We start from the raw sequence: 25,299 nt of genomic DNA, 5'->3' as shown, positions 1-25,299 counted from the left end.
TTTACTCTCTGTACCCTGACATTATTTTCCCCTTCAGTGAAAATACCCTAATCTGTTATTTTGGATATTCAGGGAAATTAGCTCACGCCAGTTTAAACAACGACACCACTTGCTGCAGTTCCAGCGCCTGTTCGTTAAGTGAAGAGGTGGCCGCCGCGCCTTGTTCCACCAGCGCCGCATTTTGCTGCGTGACCTGATCCATTTGCGTGACGGCAATATTCACCTGATGGATACCTTTGCTTTGTTCATTAGAGGCGTCGGAGATTTCAGAAATCAGATCCGACACATTGGCGATGGATTTCATCATCGCATGCATTGATTCACCGACCTGTGTGACCATCTTGCTGCCGTTGATGATCCTTTCCGTTGAGAGAGTGATCATCGTTTTAATCTCTTTCGCCGCGCTGGCACTGCTTTTCGCCAGTTGCCCCACTTCGGCAGCCACTACCGCAAATCCGCGACCTTGTTCACCGGCGCGGGCCGCTTCGACGGCGGCATTCAGCGCGAGAATGTTGGTCTGAAAAGCGATGCTCTCGATGGTGGAAATAATGTCACCCATTTTATCCACCTGATCATTAATCCCCTGCATGGTAGACACGGTGCTGTCGACCGTTTTGGTGGTGTTCTGCGACAATGAACGGGTGTCAGCGGCCAGATCCCGCGCCTGCCGGGCGTTATCGGCATTCAGTTTTACCGTCGAGGTCAGTTGCTCCATGCTGGCGGCGGTTTCCTGCAGGGAAGACGCCTGTTCTTCCGTGCGGCGGGACAGGTCATCGTTACCTTGTGAGATTTCCTGCGATGCCAGTTGCATCTGATCTGCGCCACGGCGCACGTCACCGACAATTTCCGCCAGCCGTTGCTGCATTCTTGCCATTGTCGCCAGCAGGCTGTTGTTGTCTCCGGCCTGCAAACAGATCGCCGTATTCAAATTGCCGTCGGCGATATGTTCGATAATCTCGCGGGCATACATCGGATCACCGCCCAGACTGCGCCGGGTCGAACGCATGGTCAGCAGCATCACGGCAGAGACTGCCAGACCGACCAGCAGGATCATGGTGAAATATTGCAGCAGGCTGTTATAGAACACGGTCTGCACATCGTTGAGGAATACCCCCGAACAGATATACCAGTCCCAGTCGGGATATTTACTGACATAACTGACTTTGTCAGCAGGCTTGCCGGTATCCGGCAAATTGCTGACATAATTCACGAAGCCACCGCCGGCATTGCCAGTTTTGAGGAATGCCTGATAATAGAACAGGCCATTGCTGTCAGTGCGATCTTTCACGCTCTGATTTTCCAGCTTCGCGAGGGACTGATTGCCGATCATCCGTAAGGTCAGGTTGCTGTCAAACACAAACAGATAGCCGTCCTTGCCGTATTTCATCGATTTCAGTTTTGCCAGCGCCTGCTTCTGTGCCTCGGCTGGCGACATCGCGCCTTTCGCGGCCTGCCCGGCATAATCTGCCACCAACGCCTGCGCGGCCTGTACCATATTTCTGACGCCATCTTCCCGCTCTTTCAGCATCACATTACGGCCTTCAAAGGCCGACCATGTTCCCAGCACCAGCAAACCCACCAGTGCCATGGCTAACGCGATGCGTAATCTACCCATAAATCCTATGCTTCTCATGCCTGTTTCCTTAAAACCTTTCACATAGTAGTGACTTTACTAACGGCATGAGAATACGAAACATTGACGCACGAAATGCATCAAAATGTTTCAATATCAAATGTTTAATGCATTATCAGTTAGTTAGCTAACGAAAATCAGAGGGTTTTAAGGGGAGGGCGGGATAAGAAAGGGCGCATGAACAGCGCCCTGAAAGGTCTGCTGCTATTCGTCACAAAGAATGACTTTTTTCTTCGAGCGCATAGGCCTGTCGATAAACGTCATGGTCTTGGGATCATAATACCGGCTTGGCCAGATGACGCAGGCGGGGACGCCGACGGCCTGACTGATCAGTAATTCACCTTTTGGCCACGGACGGGAAAGTGCATTAGACAGGGTGGAAGAACATAAACCCGCCGCACGCGAAACGGCGGACAGGGTGGTGCCTTTCTTACGCAGCGCCGCAATAATGTCAGCGGGATGCCAGTCTTTACTTTTCACGGTTCCGCCCTCCGCTGGCTGGTTGAACGCAAGCAATAAAGGGCAGGAAAGTGGGGTCGCGTGATAATTTCATTGTGTATCTCCGATGTGATTAAAAAACCCCCACCGGAGCTGCGAAACTCTTGGGTGGCGGCTCAGACAAGGTTCGCAGTACCGGTCACATCGGAAACCGGCCAGCCCGTAAGCTGCCCCGCCAGAGCCACCATAGTTGTACAAATACCGATCATTTGTATCTGACAGGTGTGCCGAGGCCATACATAGCTATTATATATGTATTTTCGATGTGATATTCAGGCTGCGAAACCTTGCTGCGGATTTTGCCGCAGCGGTGGGACTATAACGTAAGCGGGGTATGTAAACCAATCTGATAACGTGGAATGGGGTGTGCTTTCCAAAGAAATGTAATGGGGGCAGTAAGTTACAGCCCCCGTCCTCTCACTCCGGAGGAAGGTACGGGGACACATCGTTTACAGCACGTTGCTCTGTAAAACCCATACTGCCGCTTCGACGCGGGATTTCAGTTTCATTTTTTTCAACAAATGCTTAACGTGCACTTTCACCGTGCTTTCCGTGATATTCAGACGGCGGGCAATCATTTTATTCGGCAAACCTTCGGCGATCAGTTTGATGATATCGCGCTCGCGCGGCGTCAGGGACTGGATATCGCGGTCACCGCTCGGACGGCTTTCCCTCAGGCTGGCGGCCAGCACCGGCGTCAGGGCTTCGCTGAGCACCATTTTACCCGCCGCCGCGTTATGCAGCGCGGTCAGCAAATCTTCCGGCTCCATGTCTTTCAGCAGATACCCGTCTGCGCCGCGCTTCAGGGCGGTCACCACATCGTCTTCATGGTTTGACACGCTGAACACCACGATACGGCCTGACAGGGAGGTCTGGCGCATGCTGTCGAGTGTATCCAGTCCGTTCATGCCCGGCATGTTCAGATCCAGCAGGATCAGGTCCGGGTCGAGCTGTTTTGCCAGCTCAACGCCTTGTTCGCCATTGCTGGCTTCGCCAATCACTTTCAGGCGCGAATCGAGGGCAATCAGCTGTTTGACGCCGTTACGCAGCATAGGATGATCGTCAATCAGCAAAATGGTGGAAGGGGTGATGTCGTTCATACTTGCTCCTGGGGATTGATGGGCAATGCTTCCGGGCGGAAACGGACACAGACTTCGGTGCCGCCGTCCGGGCGTCGGGCAACCCGACACTGGCCATGTAAGGTGCTGGCGCGATCCTGCATGATGATCAGGCCATAATGATTTTGCCGCTCCGCATCCTGCGAAATGCCTTCGCCGTTATCGCGCACGCACATGTTGATCTCGCCGTCATGGCATTGCAGGGAGAGCGACACCTGCGTGGCGTGGGCGTGCTTGTGGACATTATTCAGGGCTTCGCGGGCGATGTGCAGCAGGTGAATGCCCTGATTCGCCGGTACCGAGCGCGGCGGGATCTGGTAATCGAAATCAATCGTCAGCCCCATCCGGCGCGAAAACTCATCAACGGTATGTTGCAGCGCGGCGCGCAGGCCGGGCGTGTTGAGTGTGAGACGGAAGGTGGTCAGCAGCTCGCGCAACTGACGGTACGCGGTGCCCAGTTCCTCACGCATCTGTTGCAGCAGAATATTGTCCTCTTCAGAGAAGGACTCCGCGTGCCTCTGCAAACAGGCCACCTGAATCTTCATGCAGGACAGCGACTGCGCCAGTGAATCGTGCAGTTCGCGCGCGATGGCGGATCGCTCTTCCATCAGCATCAGTTGTTGCTGATGTTCAGCCTGACGCGCCAGCATCAGCGTACTGGTGAGTTGTTCAAGCAGGGTATGAACCAGCTGCTGCTGATCGTCATCCAGATACTGTCCCGGCGGTAACTGCGCCAGCAACACGCCGTAATTCTCGCGATCGTCGCGCAGGCTCCAGCTCAGGGATTCGCCGCTTTCTCCGGCATGTTCCCCGACCTGCGGGCTGTCGGGCTGACGGGCGGAACCGTTGCTGAATTCGTTGAACACCTCGGCGCTGTTGTTTTCATATTGCCGCAGTTGCACACCGCTCAGCGGCGTCAGCAACTGCAACTCCTTCAGCACCGGTTCCATGCGCGCCTCAAGCGGGACGCTGGTATGCAACTGGCGGCTGACGCGGTACAGGTAATCCAGCATCTGGTTTTTCTGTTGCAGATCGGCGGTTTTTTCCGCCACGCGCTGCGCCAGATTATCGACCATTTCCGCCAGTGCCAGCGACATGCTGTTCAGCGAGTCGCCGAGGATATCCATTTCATTATGAGCATCGCCATTCGCCACCCGCTTGCGCTGATAGCGGCGGCTGAAATCGCCGGCCGTAATGGCGCTGGCCTGTGCGAGCAGGCTTCTCCACGGCGTCAGCAAATGACGGCGCAGGAACCAGATCGTCAGCGCCATCAGCAGCAGGGTCACGGCCACCAGACCGCGCTGGATCAGCGAAATCTGCTGCAAATGGTATTCGGTTTTATGTTCAAGCTCGGCCACCAGCACATCCAGCTGACCGACAAATACCGCGATATTGGCGGAGACATCCTGCGGGCGTTTTGCCGCCAGCAACTGATCCCGCAAGGTGGTCTGCCAGTAATTGCGCAGTGCCAGAAACTGCGGTTGCAGGTTTTCGCGCTCGACCGCTTTCAGCAGATCCGCACTGCTCTGGTCGTTCTCAAGCTGGCGGATATACGCGGAATTTTTCCCGCTCAGCGGCACTTCAGACAGCAGGCGGTAACTTTGCATACGCAGGGAACCCGCCTTGTTGATGGCATGGGCGTTGCCTTCGATGCTGCCCGCCATCCACGCCGCCACGCTCATTCCGCCAATGCCCAGCAGGCCAAGCAGCAGCATCAGCAGCGTGATCTGGCTGACCAGTGACAATGAAGGCAGGGCGCGTTTAAGCATGAAATCGGGTTCCTGAATCTGATAAAGAAGCGGTGAGTGCCGGAACAATTCTATTACAAAGTGGGCATTTTTTATGATCAGCAGGCGTTTCCCTATACCCCTTTGTGATTACTCCTTTATTTCCAGTGGAAGGATAACTGCAAACAGGGAAGGGTTATATTTCTATCAACTTTCTGAATATTAGCACTTTATAAGCAGGGCGCAGAATACTCACAAAGGATTTGAGGGCTATTTCATGGCGATTTTGACCCGCCATTGCGTTGATTTGCATCAACATCCCGAAGCGGTGCTCTACCTAGTGTGTGCGGCATAACTGAATCATTACAACAACAATGCGCTACCACCCGAGGTACACATGTCACATACATCAGCTACACCTGCGGAAAAACCGTCCCGTCTGCTACAGGACTGGCGACCGGAAGATCCGCAGTTTTGGGAAAAAACCGGGCATAAAATCGCCAGCCGCAACCTGTGGATTTCCGTACCCTGCCTGTTACTGGGTTTCTGCGTCTGGATGCTGTTCAGCCTGGTTTCCGTCAACCTCAACAAAGTCGGCTTTAACTTCACGACCGATCAGTTATTTATGCTGACGGCGATCCCGTCGGTGTCCGGCGCGCTGTTGCGTGTGCCTTACTCCTTCATGATCCCGCTGTTTGGCGGCCGCCGCTGGACTGCCATCAGCACCGTGTTTCTGGTGCTGCCGTGCGCTTGGCTGGGCTTTGCGGTGCAGGACACCACAACGTCCTATAACGTCTTCCTGATCATCGCGCTGCTGTGCGGTTTCGGTGGCGCTAACTTTGCCTCCAGCATGTCTAACATCAGCTTCTTCTTCCCGAAAGCGAAGCAGGGCGGCGCACTGGGTATCAACGGCGGCCTCGGTAATCTGGGCGTGAGCGTGATGCAGCTGGTCGCGCCGCTGGTGATTTCACTCGGCGTGTTTGCGGCCTTCAGCGATAAACAAACGCTGGCCAGCGGTGCGGATATGTGGCTGCAAAATGCCGCGTGGATCTGGGTGCCGTTCCTGATCATCGGCACCATTGCCGCCTGGTTCGGCATGAACGATCTGGCGTCATCCAAAGCCTCTATCCGTCAGCAGTTGCCGGTACTGAAACGCGGCCATCTGTGGATCATGAGCGTGTTGTATCTGGCGACCTTTGGTTCCTTTATCGGTTTCTCCGCCGGTTTTGCCATGCTGACCAAAACCCAGTTCCCGGATGTCAATATTCTGCAATTCGCCTTCTTCGGTCCGTTCTTCGGCGCACTGGCGCGTTCTGCGGGCGGTATGCTGTCTGACCGTCTGGGCGGTATTCGTGTGACGCTGGTGAACTACATTGTGATGGCGGTGTTCGCGGGGCTGTTGTTCCTGACGCTGCCGGTGAACGGCGCGGGCGGTAATTTCCCGGCGTTCTTTACGGTGTTTATGGTGCTGTTCCTGACGGCCGGTCTGGGCAGTGGTTCCACTTACCAGATGATTGCGGTGATCTTCCGTAAACTGACCACCGACCAGGCAAAAGCCCGTGGTGCAACGGATGATGAAGCCTTGCGTGAAGCGGTGACCGATACGGCGGCGGCGCTCGGTTTTATTTCTTCAATCGGCGCGATCGGCGGGTTCTTTATCCCTAAAGCCTTCGGGACTTCACTGGCGATGACCGGCTCTCCGGCAGGTGCCATGAAAGTGTTCCTGGTGTTTTACGTGGTCTGCGCGCTGATCACCTGGCTGGTCTACTGGCGCAAACTGAACAAAGGTTTTGCCACCAAACAGGTCAAAAAGTAAGGTTCAGCATGCAGTAACAGAAGGGGCTTTGGCCCCTTTTTGCTGCGCAGAATTTACTTCACATAGGTGTTTAATACACTGAGAACCACGTCAAGATCCGCTTCCCGCTTCACCACGTCGTCTTCATGAACAATATGTTCAGTCAGATGCCCTTTGATCACTTCCCGCATCAGCCCGTTCACCGCGCCACGGATAGCGGCAATTTGTTGCAGAACCGCCGCGCATTCATGAGGCTCATCCAGCATTTTATGTAATGCCGCCACCTGCCCCTGAATCTTACTGGTACGGGCTTTCAGCTTCTGTTTATCGCGAATGGTATGCGACATATCACTTCCTCCATGACACCGATGATGACCCGATCATAGCATTTTGCGGATACTGGGGGGGTGTATTTAATACTGGGGGGGAGTACAATCCCCGACGCCAACTTTACCGGGGATCGGGAATAAACACCATGAATGACTTTTCTACACTTTTGCAGCAGGGAAACGCGTGGCTCTACATGCCCGGCGCCATCTTACTGGGAATATTGCACGGACTTGAGCCGGGACATTCGAAAACGATGATGGCGGCTTTTATCATCGCGATTAAAGGCACCGTGCGGCAGGCCGTTCTGCTCGGTCTGGCTGCCACGATTTCGCATACGGCGATTGTCTGGATTATCGCTTTCGGTGGCATGGTTCTCAGCAACCGCTTCACTGCCGAAGCGGTTGAGCCGTGGCTGCAACTGGTCTCCGCAGTGATTATCCTCGGTACCGCCATGTGGATGTTCTGGCGCACGTTTCGCGGGGAGCAGTTATGGAAAAGGGAGCATACGCACGGACATCATGGTGATCATGCCCATCACCACGAACATGATCATCATCACGGGCCTGCTCAGACGCACGCCAATGTACAGCGCCACGTTCAGCCGCAGAGGCTGAGTAATTTGCGCAGCATGACGCGCATCAGTCTGTCGCCACAGGAATATCAGGATGCGCATGAACTGGCGCACGCCAGCGATATTCAGCGGCGCTTTACCAGCACGGAAGTAACCAACGGGCAGATTGTGTTTTTCGGCCTGACCGGCGGGTTGATCCCGTGTCCGGCAGCCATTACCGTGCTGCTGATCTGTATCCAACTCAAACAACTGGCGCTCGGGGCCACGATGGTGGTGTGTTTCAGTCTCGGGCTGGCGCTGACGCTGGTGACCGTGGGCGTAGCCGCTGCCGTAAGTGTCCGCCAGGCCACGAAACGCTGGAGCGGTTTAAACACGCTGGCGCGCAGGGCACCGTATTTCTCCAGCGTGCTGATCGGGCTGGTCGGGATATACATGGGCGTGCACGCTTTTATCGGTTTAACCTCGTGAAAATCTGAACGTAATCAGTCATAAGCCATAACGATTCAGACTTTTTAAAATCGCGGCAAGAGGCTATAAATGACGGGATGACATTCTTAACAGGAACCCGTGATGAAAACTGCCCACCTTGTCGATCCCGAACTGCGCCCGTTATTGTCTCTGATGCCCGAACGTGTGCTTGAGGCGTCCGTCCTGCCGGCCATGCGCGCGCAGCGGCAGGCGGCGGCGCTGGAAAGTGTATTACAGGACGACGGGCTGGCGCTGACCGTCAGCAGCCAGTTTATTTCCGGCAGCGAAGGCGCGCCGCCTGTGCGGGTGGTGGTGATTTCCCCGCAATCCACACGCCAGGGCCGGATGGGGATCCTGCATATTCATGGCGGCGGTTATGTGCTGGGCAGCCCGGAACAGTCGATGCCGCTGACCCGTCCGACGGCGGCGCAACATGACTGCGTGATTGTCTCCGTCGATTACCGCCTCGCGCCTGAAACCCCGTTTCCCGGCCCGCTGGAAGACTGCTATGCCGCGTTGTTGTGGATGACCGCGCAGGCAGAGGAACTGGGTATCGATCCTGCGCATATCGGCGTGATGGGTGACAGCGCCGGAGCCGGACTGGCCGCGTCACTGGCCTTGCTGACCCGCGATCGTGGCGGTCCGGCACTGGCATTTCAGAACCTGATGTACCCGATGCTCGATGACCGCACCGTGACGGACAAGGATCCGAATCCTTCAACCGGCGAATTCGCCTGGACGCGCGACGACAACCGCTTCGGCTGGCAGGCCTATCTGGGGCATGACGCCGGTTTAGCGGACGTTTCCTGCTATGCCGCGGCGGCGCGCGCCGAAAATCTCAGCGGATTACCACCGGCCTGGATTGGCGTCGGGTCCGTGGACCTTTTCCTGGATGAAAATATTGAGTATGCCCGCCGCTTGATCCGCGCCGGTGTACCCGTTGAATTCAGCATTTATCCGGGCGGATTCCACGGTTTTAACGGTGATCCGGCCTATGCACTGGCACGTCGCGCCCGCGAACAGCGTCAGGATTCCCTTTCAGGGTTTAATCCGCTGCGTCATATACATCACGATGGCTTATAATAAAATCCAATCAATCAGGCATAACTCAGGGCTGAAACAGACAATAAATTGGATATCAAACAACTCATTTACCTCTGTAATCTCGAACGCGAGCGGCATTTTGGCAGGGCGGCGGAAGCCAGCTTTGTCAGCCAGCCGACGCTGTCGATGCGTCTCAAAAACCTCGAAAAAGAACTCGATCTGAATCTGATCAATCGCGGTAATAACTTTGAAGGTTTTACCGCCGAGGGCCTGCGGGTGCTGAGCTGGGCGCGCGAAATCGTCGCGGTGTACGAAGGCCTTAAGCTGGAAGTTGAATCGCTGAAACAGGGCATGAGCGGCACGCTGCGTATCGGCGTGATGCCGCAGTGCAGCGTCTCGCTGGCGCAACTGATCAAAGCGGTCAGCGCGGCCCATCCGGGGCTGGATTACCGCGTGGCGGAAGTCAGCGCCGATCAGCTGATTGAAGCGCTGAGCAGCCACTCGGTGGATGTCGGTATCGGTTTCTTTGAGTTTTCGACACTCAACGAGCTGCGTTTCCAGCTGGTGCCGCTCGATGACGGCGGGGTAGATGTGGTGTATCACCCGGATCATTTTCCGCAGTTGCAGGATATCGCGCTGATCACGGCGGAACAGGCCGCCGCGTTACCGCTGTGTTTGTCTGAGCCGAGCCGTTATTTCCGCCGTTATCTGGATAATTTCTTCCGTCAGGCCGGGCTGGAGTTGCATCCTCGGCTGGAAAGCACCTCGATCTTTCAGCTGATGCAGGGCGTTTATGTCGGCATCGGTTGCGCACTGGTACCGCGCGGTCATCTGATTGATGACATGCATCCGGCGCTGAAACGTTGTCCGCTGGATATCACCCCCATGAGCCGCCACGCCGCGCTGGTGGTCGCTGAACCGGGCAGGGCAACGCCGCTGGCGCAGCATTTCTTCACCGCCGCCGGGGTCTGGTTAGCAGAACAGCCGTTGCCCAAAACGGCCATCAAATAAGGCTTTACCGTCGGTTTATCTCCGCAATTCCTATTGATGTCGTGAATATTTAAGCTCAAGCTTTAGCGCAATACTTATGTGATTGAAGGAAGTTAAGCATGAAAGCATTACAAGCCGTTGTCCTGACCCTCGCCTCCGCCGGTTTATTCCTGTCAGCAGGCGCGCAGGCCTCAAATAATCTTCTCGGACAACTGCAGCAGGCTGCCAGCGACGGACTGAACGGCAGCAGCAAATCCGGTTCAACCGGCACCACGTCTTCCCTGACCTCGCTGCTCAGCGGCGGTGACAGCGCGCTGACCTCGACCAGTGCGTCTAACGCGGCGGGCGTATTGCAATACTGCGTGAAGAACAATGTGCTTTCCAAAGCCAGCACGGAAAACGTAAAAGATCAGTTGCTGAATAAACTGGGGATCCAGAGTGCCTCCGGTGCAGAAAGTCAGGATTATCAGCAGGGTCTGGGCGGTTTACTGAAGACCGGTAAAGATCAGAGTGTGGATCTGAACAATCTGGGAAGCGGGCTGACGCAGGTGAAAGAAAAGGTGAAAACCAAAGCCTGTGATGTGGTGCTGAAACAGGCGAAATCATTTATCTGATTGCTGAGGCCGCTGCAAAGGCGGCTTTTAACTTAAATTCCAACTTCAACTTCAACTTCAAGGTCGTGGGCGTCGGCCCACACCGACCAGAGACCCGGTAACGCGCGGGCCTCTGGACTCCGCGCTTTTTCACTGCGCGCTCCGCTCGCTGGCTATGTTTCATAAGCCACAGTGACAGCCGCAAAATCCCGCCGCTGCGCGGTTCCCTACGTTCGGGTTACAACCCGCGCAAAAAGACGCGCGGTTTTCCACCTCTCCTTCGGCGGTATTTTGGAACCGGCCTCAGGTTTATACTTCACAACCTCACTTTTTTTATCTTTTAAAAAGCTGCGGGCGATTCAGAAAGCTTGCTGAATGAGAGGTTGCAGACCTGAGGCTGCAATCCCGAAATGAAGGCACCGCGCAGCGGCAAGATTTCCAGCCTGTCGCGGTGGTTGCTGAAACATACCCAGCGCGCGGATCACGTGTTTGAAAAAGCGAGGGGAGTTCAGAGGGGAAAAGCTTTTCCCCTCTGGTCGGTTTCAGCGCGAAAGGCCATGTGATAACCGTTATTGAAAAACCGAAACTTACTCAATTCTATTTAAAGTCATTTATAGCTATTTAAAAGGGATCCAAAGGGAATCCCTTTCATTCCGCATAAACCTTCTCTTTGCTCTCACACAAATCCTCGATCAGACACGACCCGCAGCGCGGTTTGCGCGCAATACAGGTATAGCGGCCATGCAGGATCAGCCAGTGATGGCAGTCCAGTTTGAACTCGCCCGGCACCACTTTCAGTAATTTCTCTTCGACGTCATCGACAGTTTTACCCGGCGCGAATTTCGTGCGGTTACAGACGCGGAAAATATGCGTATCCACAGCGATGGTCGGCCAGCCAAACGCGGTGTTGAGCACCACATTGGCCGTTTTACGGCCTACGCCCGGTAAGGCTTCCAGCGCGGCGCGATCTTCCGGCACTTCACCCTGATGTTTTTCCAGCAAAATCCGACAGGTTTTGATCACATTCTCGGCTTTGGCATTAAACAGGCCGATGGTCTTGATGTATTCCTTTACGCCATCCACGCCCAGCGCCAGAACCGATTCAGGGGTATTGGCGACCGGATACAGCTTTGCCGTCGCTTTGTTAACGCTGACATCCGTGGCCTGCGCGGAAAGCAATACCGAAATCAGCAGTTCGAACGGGGTGGTGTACACCAGTTCAGTGGTCGGATGCGGGTTGTTATCCCGTAAACGGCTGAGGATTTCGATGCGCTTTTCCTTATTCATGAACACTTCCCTTTGGCAGACTTTCTTCAGCCGCAACATGCTGCGCGGCTTTACGCGCTTTCATGCGCTGATCGATAAGATATTTGCCCGCCAGCAACAGCCCGAGGCCGATAAATGCCCCCGGCGGCAACATCGCCAGCAGGAACGGGTTATCCAGATGCAGCACTTCGACGCGCAGCACTTTCGCCCAACTGCCGAGCAGCAGGTCAGCACCGTTAAACAGCACGCCGCTGCCGAGAATTTCACGCATTGAGCCGAGCACAAACATTGCGCAGGTTGCGCCCAGACCGGTCATCGCGCCGTCAAGGGCCGCCAGATGGATCGGGCTGCTGGCGGCACAGGCTTCGGCGCGTCCGACCACAATACAGTTGGTGACGATCAGCGGAATAAAAATCCCCAGCGCCTGATACAAACCGAAGGCATAGGCGTTGATCAGCATCTGCACGGTACTCACTACCGAGGCGATAATCAGTACGTAAATCGGGATACGGATTTCATCCGGGATCCACTTACGGAATGCGGAAATCATGGCGTTGGTACAGGTCAGCACCAGCGTGGTCGCCAGCCCTAAACCAAGGGCGTTGGTGGCGGTGGACGTCACGGCCAGCAGCGGGCAAAGCCCCAGCAACTGCACCAGCGAGGAGTTATTGGTCCACAGACCCTGAACGATTATCTTTCTGGCTTCACTCATCACGGGCTCCACAAGGGGTGAGGTGGGAAAGCTGAGACGGTACCGTCCCGATAAACAGCGCCGTGCGTTTGACGGAGCGAACGACAGCGCGCGGTGTAATGGTCGCACCGGTAAACTGATCAAACATACCGCCATCTTTCTTCACCGCCCAGCGTTCATCACTGGCGCCGTTGACGGTCTGATTGGCAAAATGCTTGATCCAGTCGGAAATGCGCACTTCAATTTTATCACCGAGCCCCGGCGTTTCATGCTGTTCCAGCACACGGGAGCCGTAGACTTTGCCGTGAAAATCGGCAGCTACCAGCAACTGGATCGCGCCGGAATAGCCGTCAGGCGCGGTGGTTTCCACCACAGCCGCCACCGGCTGACCGTTCTTACGTGCCAGATACAGGCGGTGCGGTGTTGCAGTCCCCAGTGATTCATCGGTGACGTTGTAACATTCATTCTGCATGTCGTTATCGTACACGCCAGCCGGGATCACCTGATCAAACAGCGATTTCTGCTGTAACAACGCCTGATGTTCAATGGTCGGCTTGGTCATCAGGTTGACCAGCGCGGTCATGCCGGTCATCAGTGCGCCAAAGAAAGCCAGGATCAGGCCGTGGCGTCGCATAGTAGCTAACATATTTCTTCCTCAGCGATGCCCGTAGACGCGTGGTTGCGTGTAGTGATCAATCAATGGCACGGTGATATTGGCCAGTAAAACCGCAAATGCGATGCCATCCGGATAGCCGCCGTAACTGCGGATCAGCCAGACCAGCAAACCAATCAGCGCGCCGAAAATCAGGCGGCCTTTTGGCGTGGTGGACGCCGTCACCGGATCGGTGGCGATAAAGAACGCGCCGAGCATGGTCGCGCCGGAGAACAGCCCGACCAGCGGTGATGAATAGTGTTCAGGGGCCAGACCCCACGCGATACCGGCACAGACTGCCAGCATACCCAGCATGGAAACCGGAATGTGCCAGCTGATGATTTTTCGCCACATCAGGAACAGCCCGCCGGCCAGAAAACCGAGGTTGATCCACTGCCAGCCCAGCCCGGCGAGCGTCCCGCTGAACAGCGGCGTCCCGAGGATCTGATCGGCGGTATGACCGGAACGCAGCCCGGTTTTAAACGCATCCAGCGGTGTCGCCTGCGTCACGCCATCAACGTTCATGTTCAGCTGATAGGCGGTCAGATCCTGACTGTTATGGCCGGTGAAAATGGTCAGCAGCGTGTCGGTGAATCCGACATGATGATGTTGCAGGGCGTCCGGCGGCAGCCAGGTGGTCATCTGTACCGGGAACGAAATCAGCAGCACCACATAGCCTACCATGGCCGGGTTAAACGGATTCTGACCAAGCCCGCCGTAAAGTTGTTTGGCGATGATAATGGCGAAAATCGTGCCGAGCACCACCATCCACCACGGCCCCAGCGGCGGCAGACTGATGCCCAACAGCACGGCGGTCAGCAGGGCGCTGTTATCGCCGAGACGTTTTTTCACCGGCAGTTTGCGCAGCTGTAATACCGCGCCTTCTGCCAGCAGGGCAATCACGATAGCCAGCGTCAGCTGAACCAGCGTGCCGTAACCGAAAAACCACACCTGAGCGATCAGGCCGGGAATACAGGCCAGGATCACCATCATCATGATGGTGCTGGTGTTCTGGCGGTTATGCGTAAAAGGTGAACTTGCGATCCTGAAGGCCATCTATTCCTCGTTCGACATTGTCTGAGCGGCTTTACGGGCCTTAACTCGTGCGATCGCAGCAGCCACGGCGGCTTTGCGTGGATCGCTTTCTTGTTGTTTTGGTTCTGTTTCTTCGGCGTCTGCTTCCTGCGCCTCACTCTGCGCGGCGGCTTTTTTGGCTTTCACGCGGGCAATCGCGGCCGCGACAGCCTCTTTGCGGTCATCCTCAGCAGAAGCGGGCGCGGCAACGGCCAGTTCGCTTTCTTTCGCTTCGACCACAACGCCGCTGTTACCGGCTTTTTTGGCTTTCACACGCGCAATGGCGGCGGCGACGGCGGCTTTGCGGTCATCTTCTGCGGAAGGCGGCGTTTCAGGCACCGGCTCGGAGGCCACCGGAATTTCCTGTTCTGCGGCGGCTTTTTTCGCTTTGGCACGGGCAATAGCTGCGGCCAGCGCGGCTTTACGCGGATCAGCTTCAGCCGGTTTTTCTGCCACGGTTTCCGTGACCGGCGTTTGTTCTGCCGGGACGTCGTCCAGTTTCACGGCCGCTTTCTGATGTTTCTCTTCGCGCGCTAATTTCTCGCGCTCCATGCGCGCCTGTTTGGCTTCGAAACGCGCTTTGGCTTCGGTAGCGCGGGCGGTCTCTGCATCGATGGCGCGGATTTCGGCCTTTTCCTGCCGGTAATACTGCACCAGCGGAATATTGCTCGGACAGACATACGCGCAGGCACCGCATTCGATACAGTCGAACAGATTATGCTTGCGCGCTTTCTCGTGTTCTTCGCCTTTACTGAACCAGTAAAGTTGCTGCGGCAGTAAACCGGCCGGGCAGGATTCGGCGCACAGGCTGCAACGGATACAGGCTTCTTCCTGCTCCTGTTGTCCCAGCTCGGATTCCGACGGAGCCAGCAGGCAGTTGGAAATTTTGACCACAGGGACATTGAGCGACGGCAGGGTAAAGCCCATCAGCGGACCGCCCATGATCACCATCTTTTTGTCGCCCTGCGGCTGCAACTGGCCTTCATGCATCAGGTGTTCAATCGGCGTACCGAGACGCGCCCAGACGTTGCCCGGTTTTGCCATGGCTTCGCCGGTCAGCGTGACCACGCGCTCGATCAGCGGCTCGCCGTCAATGATCGCGCGTTTGATGGCGTAGACCGTGCCGACGTTTTGCATCAGCACGCCAATGGCGGACGAGTGGTGGCCTTTCGGCACTTCGAGACCGGTGAGGATTTTGGTCAGCTGTTTGGCACCGCCGGACGGGTATTTGGTGGGGATCACCCGCACTTCAATCCGCACGCCGTCAGCGATCTCCGCCTTAATGGCCGTTTTAAACGCGGCGATGGCTTCCGGTTTGTTATCTTCGATGCCGATCAGCACGCGTTCCGGATGCAACATATGGCACAGAATGCGCGTGCCCTGCAGGATCTCCGCAGCGTGTTCCTGCATCAGCCGGTCATCGGCGGTGATGTAAGGTTCACATTCGGCAGCATTGAGGATCAGCGTGCGGGTAGACGTCAGGCCGCCGGCCAGTTTGCTGGCGGTCGGGAAACCGGCACCGCCCAGCCCGGCGATCCCCGCCTGACTGATGCGCTGATTCAGCTCATCGGCTGAAAGCTGGCGGTAGTCAGCCACGAATTCACGCTCGCACCAGGTGTCCTGACCGTCGGTGGCGATCAACACGCACAGTTCTTTCAGGCCGGAAGGGTGCGCAGTGATGTGCGGCTCGATGGCGGTGATCACGCCGGACGTCGGGGCGTGAACCGGCACGGTGCGGCCGCGACCGGTGGTCAGCGGCTGACCTTTCAACACCCGGTCACCGGCTTTCACACACAGCTCGCCCTCAGGGCCGAGGTGTTGCTGAAGAGGGATGATAAAACGCTCAGGCAGCGGCACGTTGCGCAGCGGAACGTGGCTCGACTGAGTCTTCATTTCAGGCGGATGAATACCGCCGTCGAAGTCCCAGATTTTGTCTTTTTTGAGCGCGGCAAACAGATTAAACATGTTACTCCGCATGGATGATCTGAACCGGAATGGATTGCAAATCCCACTTCCAGTTTGCGGTGGTGGTTTTGACCGGCAGCATTTCGATGCAGTCCGTCGGGCAAGGCGCGACGCAGAGATCGCAGCCGGTACATAAATCGGTGATCACGGTGTGTACGGCGCGGGTGGCACCGACAATGGCATCCACCGGACAGGCCTGAATGCACTTGGTGCAGCCGATGCAGTTGCTTTCGTCGATATACGCCACTTTACGCACCGGAACGGCCGCAGCGGCGTCTTCGCCCATCGGCTGAGGTTCAACGTTCAGCAGGGTGGCCAGCTTGAGCATGACGGCTTCGCCGCCCGGCACACATTTGTTGATGTTGTCGCCATTGGCGACCGCTTCGGCGTAAGGTTTGCAGCCGGGATAGCCGCACTGTGCGCACTGGCTTTGCGGCAGGATATCGTCAATCTGATCGACAACCGGGTTGCCTTCCACGGCAAAACGACGCGAGGCGTACCCCAGCAGCAGGCCAAACACCAGCGCCAGTGCGGTCAGCGCGCCAATCGCTACCCATAATTCAAACATCAGAATTTCACCAGACCTGTGAAGCCCATAAAGGCTAATGACATCAGGCCAGCCGTGACCAGCGCAATCGACGATCCTTTAAACGGCGCAGGCACGTCAGCGACCACCAGACGTTCACGAATAGCGGCAAACAGCACCATCACCAGTGAGAAGCCCAGCGACGCGGCAAAACCGTACAGCGCGGATTGCATAAAGTTGAACTGCTGGTTGATGTTCAGCAGCGCCACGCCGAGCACGGCGCAGTTAGTGGTGATCAGCGGCAGGAAGATACCCAGCAGGCGATACAGTGACGGGCTGGTTTTGCGCACCACCATTTCGGTGAACTGCACGACGACCGCGATCACCAGGATAAACGCCATAGTGCGCAGGTAGACCAGCCCCAGTGGCATCAGAATGAAGGTATTCACGATCCACGAGCAGATATTCGACAGGGTGATCACGAACGTGGTCGCCAGCCCCATGCCAATGGCGGATTCGAGTTTCTTGGACACGCCCATAAACGGGCACAGGCCAAGGAATTTGACCAGCACAAAGTTATTCACCAGCACGGTGCCGACAAAAAGTAATAAATAAGAGGTCATGACAATTGCCCGGACATAATAAACATTAAAAACCTCAGGGTTATTCCGTGAAGGTTTCTTTTACCCGCAGTGAGCGTTTGAAATAAGGCACAAAGACTGCGGCGGCCAATAAAGGTAACAATAAGTTACGTACGGCCAAATCATCGGTAACTGGCGAAAATGCAAAGGCTTTTACTGCCAGAAGCACGGTGCACAACAACCAGATAATAAACATTTTGGGTAAGACGCGTGCGCGCTTACAAAATTGCCACAAAACCGCGACGGTAAATAACCCCATCGCCAGCGTGGTCACCACTGAAAAATACCATTGCAGGGTAAACGCCTGCGAATTGGTGATTAAGTATTCACGCGATTCCGGCATAAATAAGGCCATTGAAAACAGAAACAGCATTAATACCACGCTCAGCAGCGTTACAATCAGATACGCCATCGGGGCCAGTAACCACCCGCCAATACGTTTATAGCCCGGATTATTCGACATAAAAGCTTTTCTCACGCTGGTTTCGCCATCAAATCAGCACAGGGACACTTCCCCGACCTTCAAGGCGCAGTAGCTTAACCCGAGTTAGCCTCAGCCCATATCGTATTTATGTGATCAATACCTTAATCCTTCACGCCGTCTCTGCGTTGGCTGCCTTCACGCGCCCCGGTCACATACTTTTGTATGCTCCCGGGGACACGCTCAGTTGCCGCCTTGATACAGCCTGAATGCTTCAGGTATTAAAGCGGGAGAAGTTTTAATGCACCGGCACCAGAATTTCGGTGGCGACGATCACTACAATCAGACCGACCAGTACCGGCACGGAGGTGCGCTTAACCACTTCGAATGGCGAGATTTTTGCCATACCGGCCACGGCGACAACGACGCCGGAAACCGGGGAGATAGTGCGTCCGAGGTTGGAGGCCTGCAACATCGGAATGACCAGATATTCCGGGTTGATGCCCATTTTTGTGGCCAGTTTCGGGATCAGTTCAACGAAGGCGTAAAACGAAGCATTGCCGGAGCCGGTGGTCATCGCAGCCAGCACGGTGATCACCACCAGTACCAGCATCATCACAATGCTGCCGGAGCCAAAGTTTTGTGCCAGTCCGATCAGGCTGCTGATAAAGCCGACAGTGCTTAAACCCTGGGCGAATACGCCAGCCGCCACCAGCAGCATCACCACGTTGGCGAACGCATCCGCCATGCCGCGATAGGCGACGTCCAGCCCGGCAAACACGGCTTTGCCGTTACGGTTACGCACGGTTTCAATAATGGCGGTGAGCAACATACAAATCACCAGAATGGTGATGATATGCAGATTCGGCCCCCATTTGCCGTCAAAAATCAGCACACCAATAATCGGCGTGAACGGCAAAATGGCGTAGAAAGCGGGCGCATTGGTTTCAATCACATCATCTGCGTTGGAATCGACGGCGTCCGCGAGCGCGGTGGTATCGCGTTTATCCAGATAGCGTTGCCAGAAGAAGTGCGCGACCGCCATCGCCACAATGGCCGCAATGGAAATCGGCAGGGTGACTTTGAAGGCGAAATCCACCAGCGGCATGTTCGCCGCCTGCGCGGCCAGCACCACATCGCCGGAAGTCGGGGAAAGAATGATTGCCGCAGGGGAAGCACAAATCGCCGCCGCCGCGCCCCGGCTGATGCCGACGTTGACCATGATCGGGAACAGTGTCGCCATCAGCAGCACACCCAGACCGGTTGCCGACGATACCGCCAGTGACATCAGGCACGCCAGAATATAGGCCGCGACCATCAGAATGTACGGTGAGTTGATCATCTGCAACGGCCGCGACGCCAGCTTCACGACGACATCATTGGCACCGATGTGGGTCATATACGCGGCAAATCCGCACAACATCATGATCATCATGCCGAGATCACCACCGCGACTCATCAGCAGAATTTTGACGTACTCCACGATATCCGTCGCATTCCAGCCGGTGCTTTTGGTGCCTTCCGGCAGGATGCTGTGACCCATTATTGCGCTGATAATCAGCAATAATAAGCCGCCGACCATCAGTACGCCGGTGGGCGAATAGCCTTTGATGATGTAGCGCCCGACAAACACGGCGACCACCAGTCCGATCAGTAATTCCAGCATTATTGTATTCCCCGAGATTAAATTTGGATCCAAGTGAAAGGCGGGCACTTTGCCGAAATAACGGTGCGGGCGTTATGACACTTATCAATTATGGGTGATGAAAGGCGGGGGAATATTAAAATATGTGATGCCTGTTCAGAGGAGGAACCGGTGCGACTCCTCCCCCTGCGAAGGGGGAGGCGGGGAGGGGGTTTTACGGGCTGACACCGCGTTTGAGCGAACTTCAACTTATTGATTTCGCTTTAATACCCCACCCCAACCCTCCCCTTCGCAGGGGAGGGAGTTGACCGTGCGCATCCTTATGTTTGCCTGAAAAATCAAAGCTTCGGGATTTCCCGATAAAACCCGACCCCAATCAGACGGCCGAACAAAAACGGAATGAATTTCCGCCCGCGCAGCCACAATTCCATACGGGATGGCGGTCGGGTGCGCTTCTTCTGTCCTGCCTTACTGATCATAATCTGTAACGCCTGCGTGGCCCAGGTCGGGAACGTCCGGCGGCGCTGGATACGTTTTAAGTGTCGCAGCGTCAGGCGTCCGGCTTTCAGCGGCTCAGTAATGATATTCGCCGTCGCCACCGCATCCTGAATCGCCAGATTCACGCCGACGCCGCCAATCGGTGACATCGCATGGGCCGCGTCGCCGATGCACAGCAATCCCGGTTTCGCCCATTCTTTCAGGCGGTCGATACGGATCACCAGCAGGCGCACATCGTCCCAGCCGGTGATGTCTTCCTCAAGCCGTGCGAGTTCGAAGGGTGACACTTCCGCCAGGAGGTCGAGAAAGGGCGCGATGCCCTGTGCTTTAAGCGTATCCAGGCTGTCTTTCGGGATCGAATAACCGCACTGCCAGTAATCGCCGCGGTCGATCATGATGAAGTTTTTCTTCGGCCCGCGATGCCCCATCGACCACTGCGGATCGTCCGGGCGTTTGTTGATTTTCAGCCACAGCACGTCGCGCGGTGCGCCATAACGGCGGATTTCCATCCCGGCCTGTTCGCGTACGACCGAATTACGCCCGTCACAACCCACCACTAAATCGGCGTCAAAATGCCGCGTTTCGCCGTTTACGTCTGCCACAACGCCTGAAACCTGACCGGTATTCTCCAGTAACGACAGCACCTGCGCGTTATGGATCAGACGGAAGTTCGGCAGTTGCGCGGCTTTGCTGGCGATAAAATTGAGGAAATCCCACTGCGGCATAAAGGCGATAAATTTGCATTGCGTCGGCAGGTGGCTGAAATCCGCCAGCGTGGTTTCCTTGCCGTTGATTTCGCCGTAAAGCTTCTCTGCGCGCTGATGTGGCAGGGCGAGAAATTCATCGAGAAAACCCAGTTGCCAGATGATGTCCAGCGTCGAAGGGTGAATGGTGTCACCGCGAAAATCGCGCAAAAAATCGCGATGTTTTTCCAGCACCGTGACGTCAATCCCCTGACGCGCCAGAAGATACCCCAGCATTAATCCTGCGGGACCGCCGCCGACAATGCAGCAGGATGCCGCTGTGGAAGTCTCTGTGTTCGCTGTCATACCTGCCTGCCTTACCGGATGAATTTACATGATAACAATTATCATTTGCACCGGTGTGCGTCAATTCATCCCGTGCGACATCTCAGAACATTTCCTGCACAGGGGCGTAACAAATCCTGTCTTTTTGCACCGTTGAGCAGGTGGAGGAGTTTTCTCATTTGCTCCTCCCCCTGCGAAGGGGGAGGTTGGGAGGGGGTTTTAAGGGCTAACACCCTTTGTGTTCTGGTCTATTAAAAGTTGACACCCCATTAAGCGGCTTTTGCCTCAGAAAGCCGCATCAACCGGACCCCGACGCCCACGCCGGCAATCAGCATCAGACTGATAAATCCGGTGATCCCGTACCATCCGTAGGCGTGCCAGAAGAAGCCGCCTAATGTCCCGGCGACGCTCGATCCTGCGTAGTAGCTGAACAGATATAAAGACGAGGCCTGACCTTTCGCACGACGCGCACGACGGCCGATCCAGCCGCTGGCGACGGAGTGGGCGGCGAAGAAACCGCCGGTGACCAGGATCATACCGATGAAAATCAGCCAGACCGGTGAGAAGGCGGTGATCACAATACCCAGCAGCATCAGCGCCGTCGCGCCGATCAGCACCGGCCCGCGGCCATAAACACCGGTCAGCACACCGGCTTTCGGCGAACTGTATGTGCCCATCAGATAGACGATGGAGAGGATCCCGACAATCGCCTGACTCAGGTTGTAAGGCGATGACAGCAGGCGGTAACCGATGTAGTTAAACATGGTCACGAAGCTGCCCATCAGCAGAAAACCTTCGGCGAAAAGTAACGGTAAACCGCTGTCGCGCCAGTGCAGCTTGAAGTTAATCAGCAGTTTGCGTGGTTTCAGCGAACTGGCACGAAAATGCTTAGACGGCGGCAGGATGCGCCAGAACATGATTGCCGCCGCGAGGGCGAAGAAGCCCACCACGGCCACGGCGATGCGCCATGAGAAGAAATCGGTCAGTACACCGCTGACCAGACGGCCACTCATACCGCCGATAGAGTTGCCGCTGATGTACAAGCCCATTGAGAAGGCCACCACGCTGGGGTGAATTTCTTCGCTGAGATAGGTCATCGCCACCGCCGCCACGCCGCTCAGTGACAGGCCGATCAGGGCGCGCATAATCAGAATGCCATCCCAGCTTTGCATAAATGAACACACCAGTGTGCAACCGGCGGCAAGCAGTAACGCCACCACCATCACCGATTTTCGCCCGACGGCGTCAGATACCGGCCCGGTGAACAGCAGGCCAATCGCCATTAAACCGGTCGATAACGACAGCGACAAACTGCTGGTCGCCGGTGAAACACCAAAATCATGCGACAGCACCGGCAGGATCGGCTGAACGCAATACAACAACGCAAAGGTCGCCAGACCGGCTGAAAACAATGCCAGCGTGACGCGGATAAATTGCGGCGTACCACGTTTGATAAAAGGAGTTTTAAGACCGGAGCGGGCGACAGGGGTTTCGGGATTTAACTCGTCGTCGTTAACTGAATCACTGGCTGGTGCAGCGGCAATCCGCCGGGAGGTTTTCACTGTAAGTCCTTAATACGGGGTGCTGTAAAACTTAATTTTAAAATGTGTAAGAATTTTAACGCTGAGGCATTTATTGTCTAATATATTAATTACTCGAAAACGATATGTTTAAAGTATCAATCAGGACACATTGATCGCCACCATGAACCACATCGAACTGCGTCATTTGCGTTATTTCATCGCCGTGGCTGACGAGCTGCATTTTGGTCGCGCCGCAGAACGTTTGCATATTTCCCAGCCGCCGCTGAGCCAGCAAATTCAGGCACTGGAAACTCATCTCGGGGCGGCGCTGTTTTACCGTAATAACCGCAGCGTGCGGCTGACTCAGGCGGGGCAGGCTTTTTTGCAGGAAGCGCGGCAGATTTTACAGCGGGTGGATGAAGCCTCGGCGCAGGCGGCGCGGATACATCGCGGTGAGTCAGGCAATCTGACACTCGGGCTGACCTCTTCAGCCCCGTTTCTGCGCCGTGTGTCCCGGACGTTGCACCGTTTCCGTCTGACCTATCCGGGCGTCAATATACGTATCGAGCAGCTCAACAGCAAACAGCAGATCGAGCCGTTGCTGGAGGGAAAACTGGATCTGGGCATTATGCGTAACGGCGAATTGCCGGACGAGCTGGAACATCATCTGGTGCTGTCCGAGCCGCTGATCGCCGTGGTGCATAAAGACCACCCGCTGAATGCCCTGGCCGACGGGGAACTGACCTTTCAGCATCTGGCCGATCAGCCGTTTGTTTTTTTCTCCAAAGATGTCGGCACGTCACTGTACGACGATATTCTCGGCCAGCTGAAAGCGCAGGGGATCACGCCCTTTATCACCCAGGAAGTGGGCGAGCCGCTGACCATCATCGGGCTGGTGGCGGCCGGGCTGGGAGTCTCCATTTTGCCAGCGTCTTATCTGCGCATTCAGGTCGAGGGCGTGCGTTATTTGCGGTTTGGTGAAATGCAGGGGACGACGGAACTCTGGCTGGTGAATCACGCACGGCGTCCGGTGACGGCCGCGACACGCGCTTTTATGGATTTGCTGTTACACGAAGAGTGAAGGCGGCGAGGGCCGAACATGCTGTATTTCCAGTCAATTCTGAGTACCTTTTCACGTAATTTGTGCACCAAATCACATAACGAATCAAATAGTTGACGACATATGACAAAAACCCCAACATAGCCCTAATCTTTATTTTGAAGCGCGAAAATAACAGGAGTTCCTTGAGTGATCCCCGACGGGCAACCAGGACATATAGATCAAATTAAACAAACCAATGTCGGTGCTGTGTACCGCCTGATAGATCTGTTTGGTCCCATTTCGCGCATAGAATTGTCGAAAAAAGCACAACTGGCACCCGCCAGTATTACCAAGATTGTCCGCGAGTTATTACAGGCGCATCTGGTGTTGGAAACGGAATTTCAGGATCCCGGCAGCCGGGGGCGTCCGGCTATCGGCCTCGCGCTCGACACCCAGGCCTGGCACTACCTTTCAGCCCGTATCAGTCTCGGTTCCATCACGTTAGGTTTACGCGATCTCAGCAGTAAGCTGGTGGTGGAAGAAGTCCTGCCGCTGCCGGAGCAGGCCTCGCAACCGCTGCTTGGCCGCATCATTTCTGAAATCGATCAGTTTTTTATCCGTCATCAGCGCAAACTCGAGCGCCTTACCGCCATCGCCATCACCCTGCCGGGCATGATCGACGCCCGTCGCGGCATCGTTCACCGTATGCCGTTCTATCACGATGTGTTCGATATGCCGCTGGGCGATACCTTGTCTGCACATACCGGTTTGCCGGTGTATGTGCAGCATGATATCGGTGCCTGGACGCTGGCCGAATCGCTCTACGGAGCCTCGCGTGGCTGTAAAAATGTGGTGCAGGTGGTCATTGACCATAACGTCGGCGCAGGGGTGATCACCAGCGGACGGGTGTTACACGCGGGCAGCAGCAGCGTGGCAGAAATCGGCCATACGCAGGTGGACCCCTACGGTAAGCGGTGTTATTGCGGCAATCACGGTTGCCTTGAAACTGTCGCCAGTACCGACAGCATTCTGGAGCTTGTTCGTCAGCGGTTAACGGTACCGGTTCCAGCCAGTTTATTGCACGGTGTGTCACTGACCATCGAAGCGGTATGTGATGCCGCCAACCGGGGCGATCAGCTGGCGCGGGATGTGATCATCAGCGTCGGGCAGAGCGTCGGGCGTATTCTGGCGATCATGGTGAATCTGTTTAATCCCGAAAAAGTGCTGATTGGCTCACCGCTTAATTTATCTCAGGATATTCTGCATCCCGCGATAATGTCCTGTATTCAGCAGCAATCACTTCCCGCTTATAGCGAAAATATTAAACTGGAATCCACACAATTTTATAATCAGGGCACCATGCCAGGGGCGGCATTAGTGAAAGACGCCTTATATAGCGGATCACTTCTAATAAAATTACTGCAAGGCTAATATCCTTCATACTTAAAATTACCTCTGGGTGGCTGCGTTCTTTCGCCCGAATCACTGACTTATGTCAGCTCATCGGGACTTTCTCACTTGCCGCCTTGCCGTAATTTTGATTATTTTGGATATTCCTTT

23 protein-coding genes are annotated in these 25,299 nt (G+C 55.6%); 7 read left to right on the top strand and 16 right to left on the bottom strand.

Annotated elements, in window-relative coordinates:
- Positions 1-82: 82 nt before the first annotated feature.
- From EDF78_RS23775 to narX, 4 genes are all read right to left on the bottom strand, one after another.
- Positions 83-1,615, bottom strand: a complete 1,533-nt coding sequence (locus EDF78_RS23775; RefSeq protein ID WP_166654489.1) for a methyl-accepting chemotaxis protein — start codon at positions 1,613-1,615, stop codon at positions 83-85.
- A gap of 222 nt (positions 1,616-1,837) precedes the next feature.
- Positions 1,838-2,113, bottom strand: a complete 276-nt coding sequence (locus EDF78_RS23770) for a helix-turn-helix transcriptional regulator (protein ID WP_095925143.1) — start codon at positions 2,111-2,113, stop codon at positions 1,838-1,840.
- A 467-nt stretch (positions 2,114-2,580) separates the two neighbouring features.
- On the bottom strand, positions 2,581-3,231 hold the full coding sequence (gene narL / locus EDF78_RS23760; protein WP_095922129.1) for a two-component system response regulator NarL: 651 nt from the start codon (positions 3,229-3,231) through the stop codon (positions 2,581-2,583).
- A complete protein-coding gene (gene narX, locus EDF78_RS23755) occupies positions 3,228-5,018 on the bottom strand; it encodes a nitrate/nitrite two-component system sensor histidine kinase NarX (protein WP_131694214.1) in 1,791 nt (596 codons plus the stop codon). Before narX ends, narL begins: the two co-directional genes overlap by 4 nt.
- Before the next feature lie 355 nt (positions 5,019-5,373).
- Between narX and EDF78_RS23750 the strand changes: the two genes are divergently transcribed.
- Entirely contained in the window at positions 5,374-6,792 is a 1,419-nt protein-coding gene (locus tag EDF78_RS23750; RefSeq protein ID WP_133824032.1) for a NarK family nitrate/nitrite MFS transporter, read from the top strand.
- A 53-nt stretch (positions 6,793-6,845) separates the two neighbouring features.
- Here EDF78_RS23750 and rcnR read toward each other — a convergent pair whose 3' ends face one another.
- Entirely contained in the window at positions 6,846-7,118 is a 273-nt protein-coding gene (gene rcnR / locus EDF78_RS23745; RefSeq protein WP_095922126.1) for a Ni(II)/Co(II)-binding transcriptional repressor RcnR, read from the bottom strand.
- 128 nt (positions 7,119-7,246) lie between these two features.
- On the opposite strand from rcnR, the gene EDF78_RS23740 reads away from it, so the two are divergent.
- The 4 genes from EDF78_RS23740 (at position 7,247) to EDF78_RS23725 (ending at position 10,788) form a co-directional block, all read left to right on the top strand.
- A complete protein-coding gene (locus EDF78_RS23740; protein WP_133824031.1) occupies positions 7,247-8,140 on the top strand; it encodes a nickel/cobalt efflux protein RcnA in 894 nt (297 codons plus the stop codon).
- Positions 8,141-8,242: 102 nt separating this feature from the next.
- Positions 8,243-9,223, top strand: coding sequence for an alpha/beta hydrolase (locus EDF78_RS23735; protein ID WP_133824030.1), 981 nt, complete (start codon positions 8,243-8,245; stop codon positions 9,221-9,223).
- 48 nt (positions 9,224-9,271) lie between these two features.
- Positions 9,272-10,195 carry a LysR family transcriptional regulator gene (locus tag EDF78_RS23730; RefSeq protein WP_131694217.1) on the top strand — a complete coding sequence of 308 codons (924 nt, stop codon included), beginning with the start codon at positions 9,272-9,274 and terminating at the stop codon, positions 10,193-10,195.
- 98 nt (positions 10,196-10,293) lie between these two features.
- A complete protein-coding gene (locus EDF78_RS23725) occupies positions 10,294-10,788 on the top strand; it encodes a DUF2501 domain-containing protein (RefSeq protein WP_095922122.1) in 495 nt (164 codons plus the stop codon).
- Positions 10,789-11,415: 627 nt separating this feature from the next.
- Here the strand turns inward: EDF78_RS23725 and nth are convergent.
- The 11 genes from nth to EDF78_RS23670 all read right to left on the bottom strand — a co-directional run bounded on the left by nth (position 11,416) and on the right by EDF78_RS23670 (position 22,736).
- A complete protein-coding gene (gene nth, locus EDF78_RS23720; RefSeq protein WP_119826161.1) occupies positions 11,416-12,054 on the bottom strand; it encodes an endonuclease III in 639 nt (212 codons plus the stop codon).
- Positions 12,047-12,745 carry an electron transport complex subunit E gene (locus EDF78_RS23715; protein WP_131694218.1) on the bottom strand — a complete coding sequence of 233 codons (699 nt, stop codon included), beginning with the start codon at positions 12,743-12,745 and terminating at the stop codon, positions 12,047-12,049. Before EDF78_RS23715 ends, nth begins: the two co-directional genes overlap by 8 nt.
- A complete protein-coding gene (gene rsxG, locus EDF78_RS23710) occupies positions 12,738-13,370 on the bottom strand; it encodes an electron transport complex subunit RsxG (protein ID WP_095922119.1) in 633 nt (210 codons plus the stop codon). The genes EDF78_RS23715 and rsxG overlap by 8 nt, the downstream gene beginning before the upstream one ends.
- Before the next feature lie 9 nt (positions 13,371-13,379).
- Positions 13,380-14,432 carry an electron transport complex subunit RsxD gene (gene rsxD, locus EDF78_RS23705; protein WP_133824029.1) on the bottom strand — a complete coding sequence of 351 codons (1,053 nt, stop codon included), beginning with the start codon at positions 14,430-14,432 and terminating at the stop codon, positions 13,380-13,382.
- Positions 14,433-16,415, bottom strand: a complete 1,983-nt coding sequence (gene rsxC / locus EDF78_RS23700; RefSeq protein WP_133824028.1) for an electron transport complex subunit RsxC — start codon at positions 16,413-16,415, stop codon at positions 14,433-14,435.
- 1 nt (position 16,416) lies between these two features.
- Positions 16,417-16,983 (bottom strand): electron transport complex subunit RsxB, encoded by a 567-nt coding sequence (gene rsxB, locus EDF78_RS23695; protein ID WP_015697463.1) that lies wholly within the window; start codon positions 16,981-16,983, stop codon positions 16,417-16,419.
- Positions 16,983-17,564 (bottom strand): electron transport complex subunit RsxA, encoded by a 582-nt coding sequence (rsxA, locus tag EDF78_RS23690; RefSeq protein WP_095922116.1) that lies wholly within the window; start codon positions 17,562-17,564, stop codon positions 16,983-16,985. Before rsxA ends, rsxB begins: the two co-directional genes overlap by 1 nt.
- A gap of 40 nt (positions 17,565-17,604) precedes the next feature.
- The gene (locus tag EDF78_RS23685; protein WP_131694220.1) at positions 17,605-18,045 is read right to left on the bottom strand and encodes a DUF2569 domain-containing protein; all 441 of its coding nucleotides are present in this window, start codon (positions 18,043-18,045) and stop codon (positions 17,605-17,607) included.
- Between the two features lie 256 nt (positions 18,046-18,301).
- The gene (dcuC, locus tag EDF78_RS23680) at positions 18,302-19,669 is read right to left on the bottom strand and encodes an anaerobic C4-dicarboxylate transporter DcuC (protein WP_119826151.1); all 1,368 of its coding nucleotides are present in this window, start codon (positions 19,667-19,669) and stop codon (positions 18,302-18,304) included.
- 317 nt (positions 19,670-19,986) lie between these two features.
- On the bottom strand, positions 19,987-21,195 hold the full coding sequence (locus tag EDF78_RS23675; protein WP_133824027.1) for an FAD-dependent oxidoreductase: 1,209 nt from the start codon (positions 21,193-21,195) through the stop codon (positions 19,987-19,989).
- Positions 21,196-21,443: 248 nt separating this feature from the next.
- Entirely contained in the window at positions 21,444-22,736 is a 1,293-nt protein-coding gene (locus EDF78_RS23670; protein WP_095922112.1) for an MFS transporter, read from the bottom strand.
- A 142-nt stretch (positions 22,737-22,878) separates the two neighbouring features.
- Between EDF78_RS23670 and EDF78_RS23665 the strand changes: the two genes are divergently transcribed.
- Together EDF78_RS23665 and EDF78_RS23660 are read left to right on the top strand one after the other, a co-directional pair.
- Positions 22,879-23,778 (top strand): LysR substrate-binding domain-containing protein, encoded by a 900-nt coding sequence (locus tag EDF78_RS23665; RefSeq protein WP_119826145.1) that lies wholly within the window; start codon positions 22,879-22,881, stop codon positions 23,776-23,778.
- 168 nt (positions 23,779-23,946) lie between these two features.
- Complete coding sequence (locus EDF78_RS23660) at positions 23,947-25,170, top strand: ROK family protein (protein WP_095922110.1); 1,224 nt, start codon at positions 23,947-23,949, stop codon at positions 25,168-25,170.
- The last annotated feature ends 129 nt before the right edge of the window (positions 25,171-25,299 follow it).

It is taken from the genome of Rahnella sp. BIGb0236, assembly GCF_004364755.1.
Lineage (GTDB): Bacteria > Pseudomonadota > Gammaproteobacteria > Enterobacterales > Enterobacteriaceae > Rahnella > Rahnella victoriana.
Note: the sequence above shows the minus strand (reverse complement) of the source record. Positions and strands in the feature narration are given on the sequence as shown.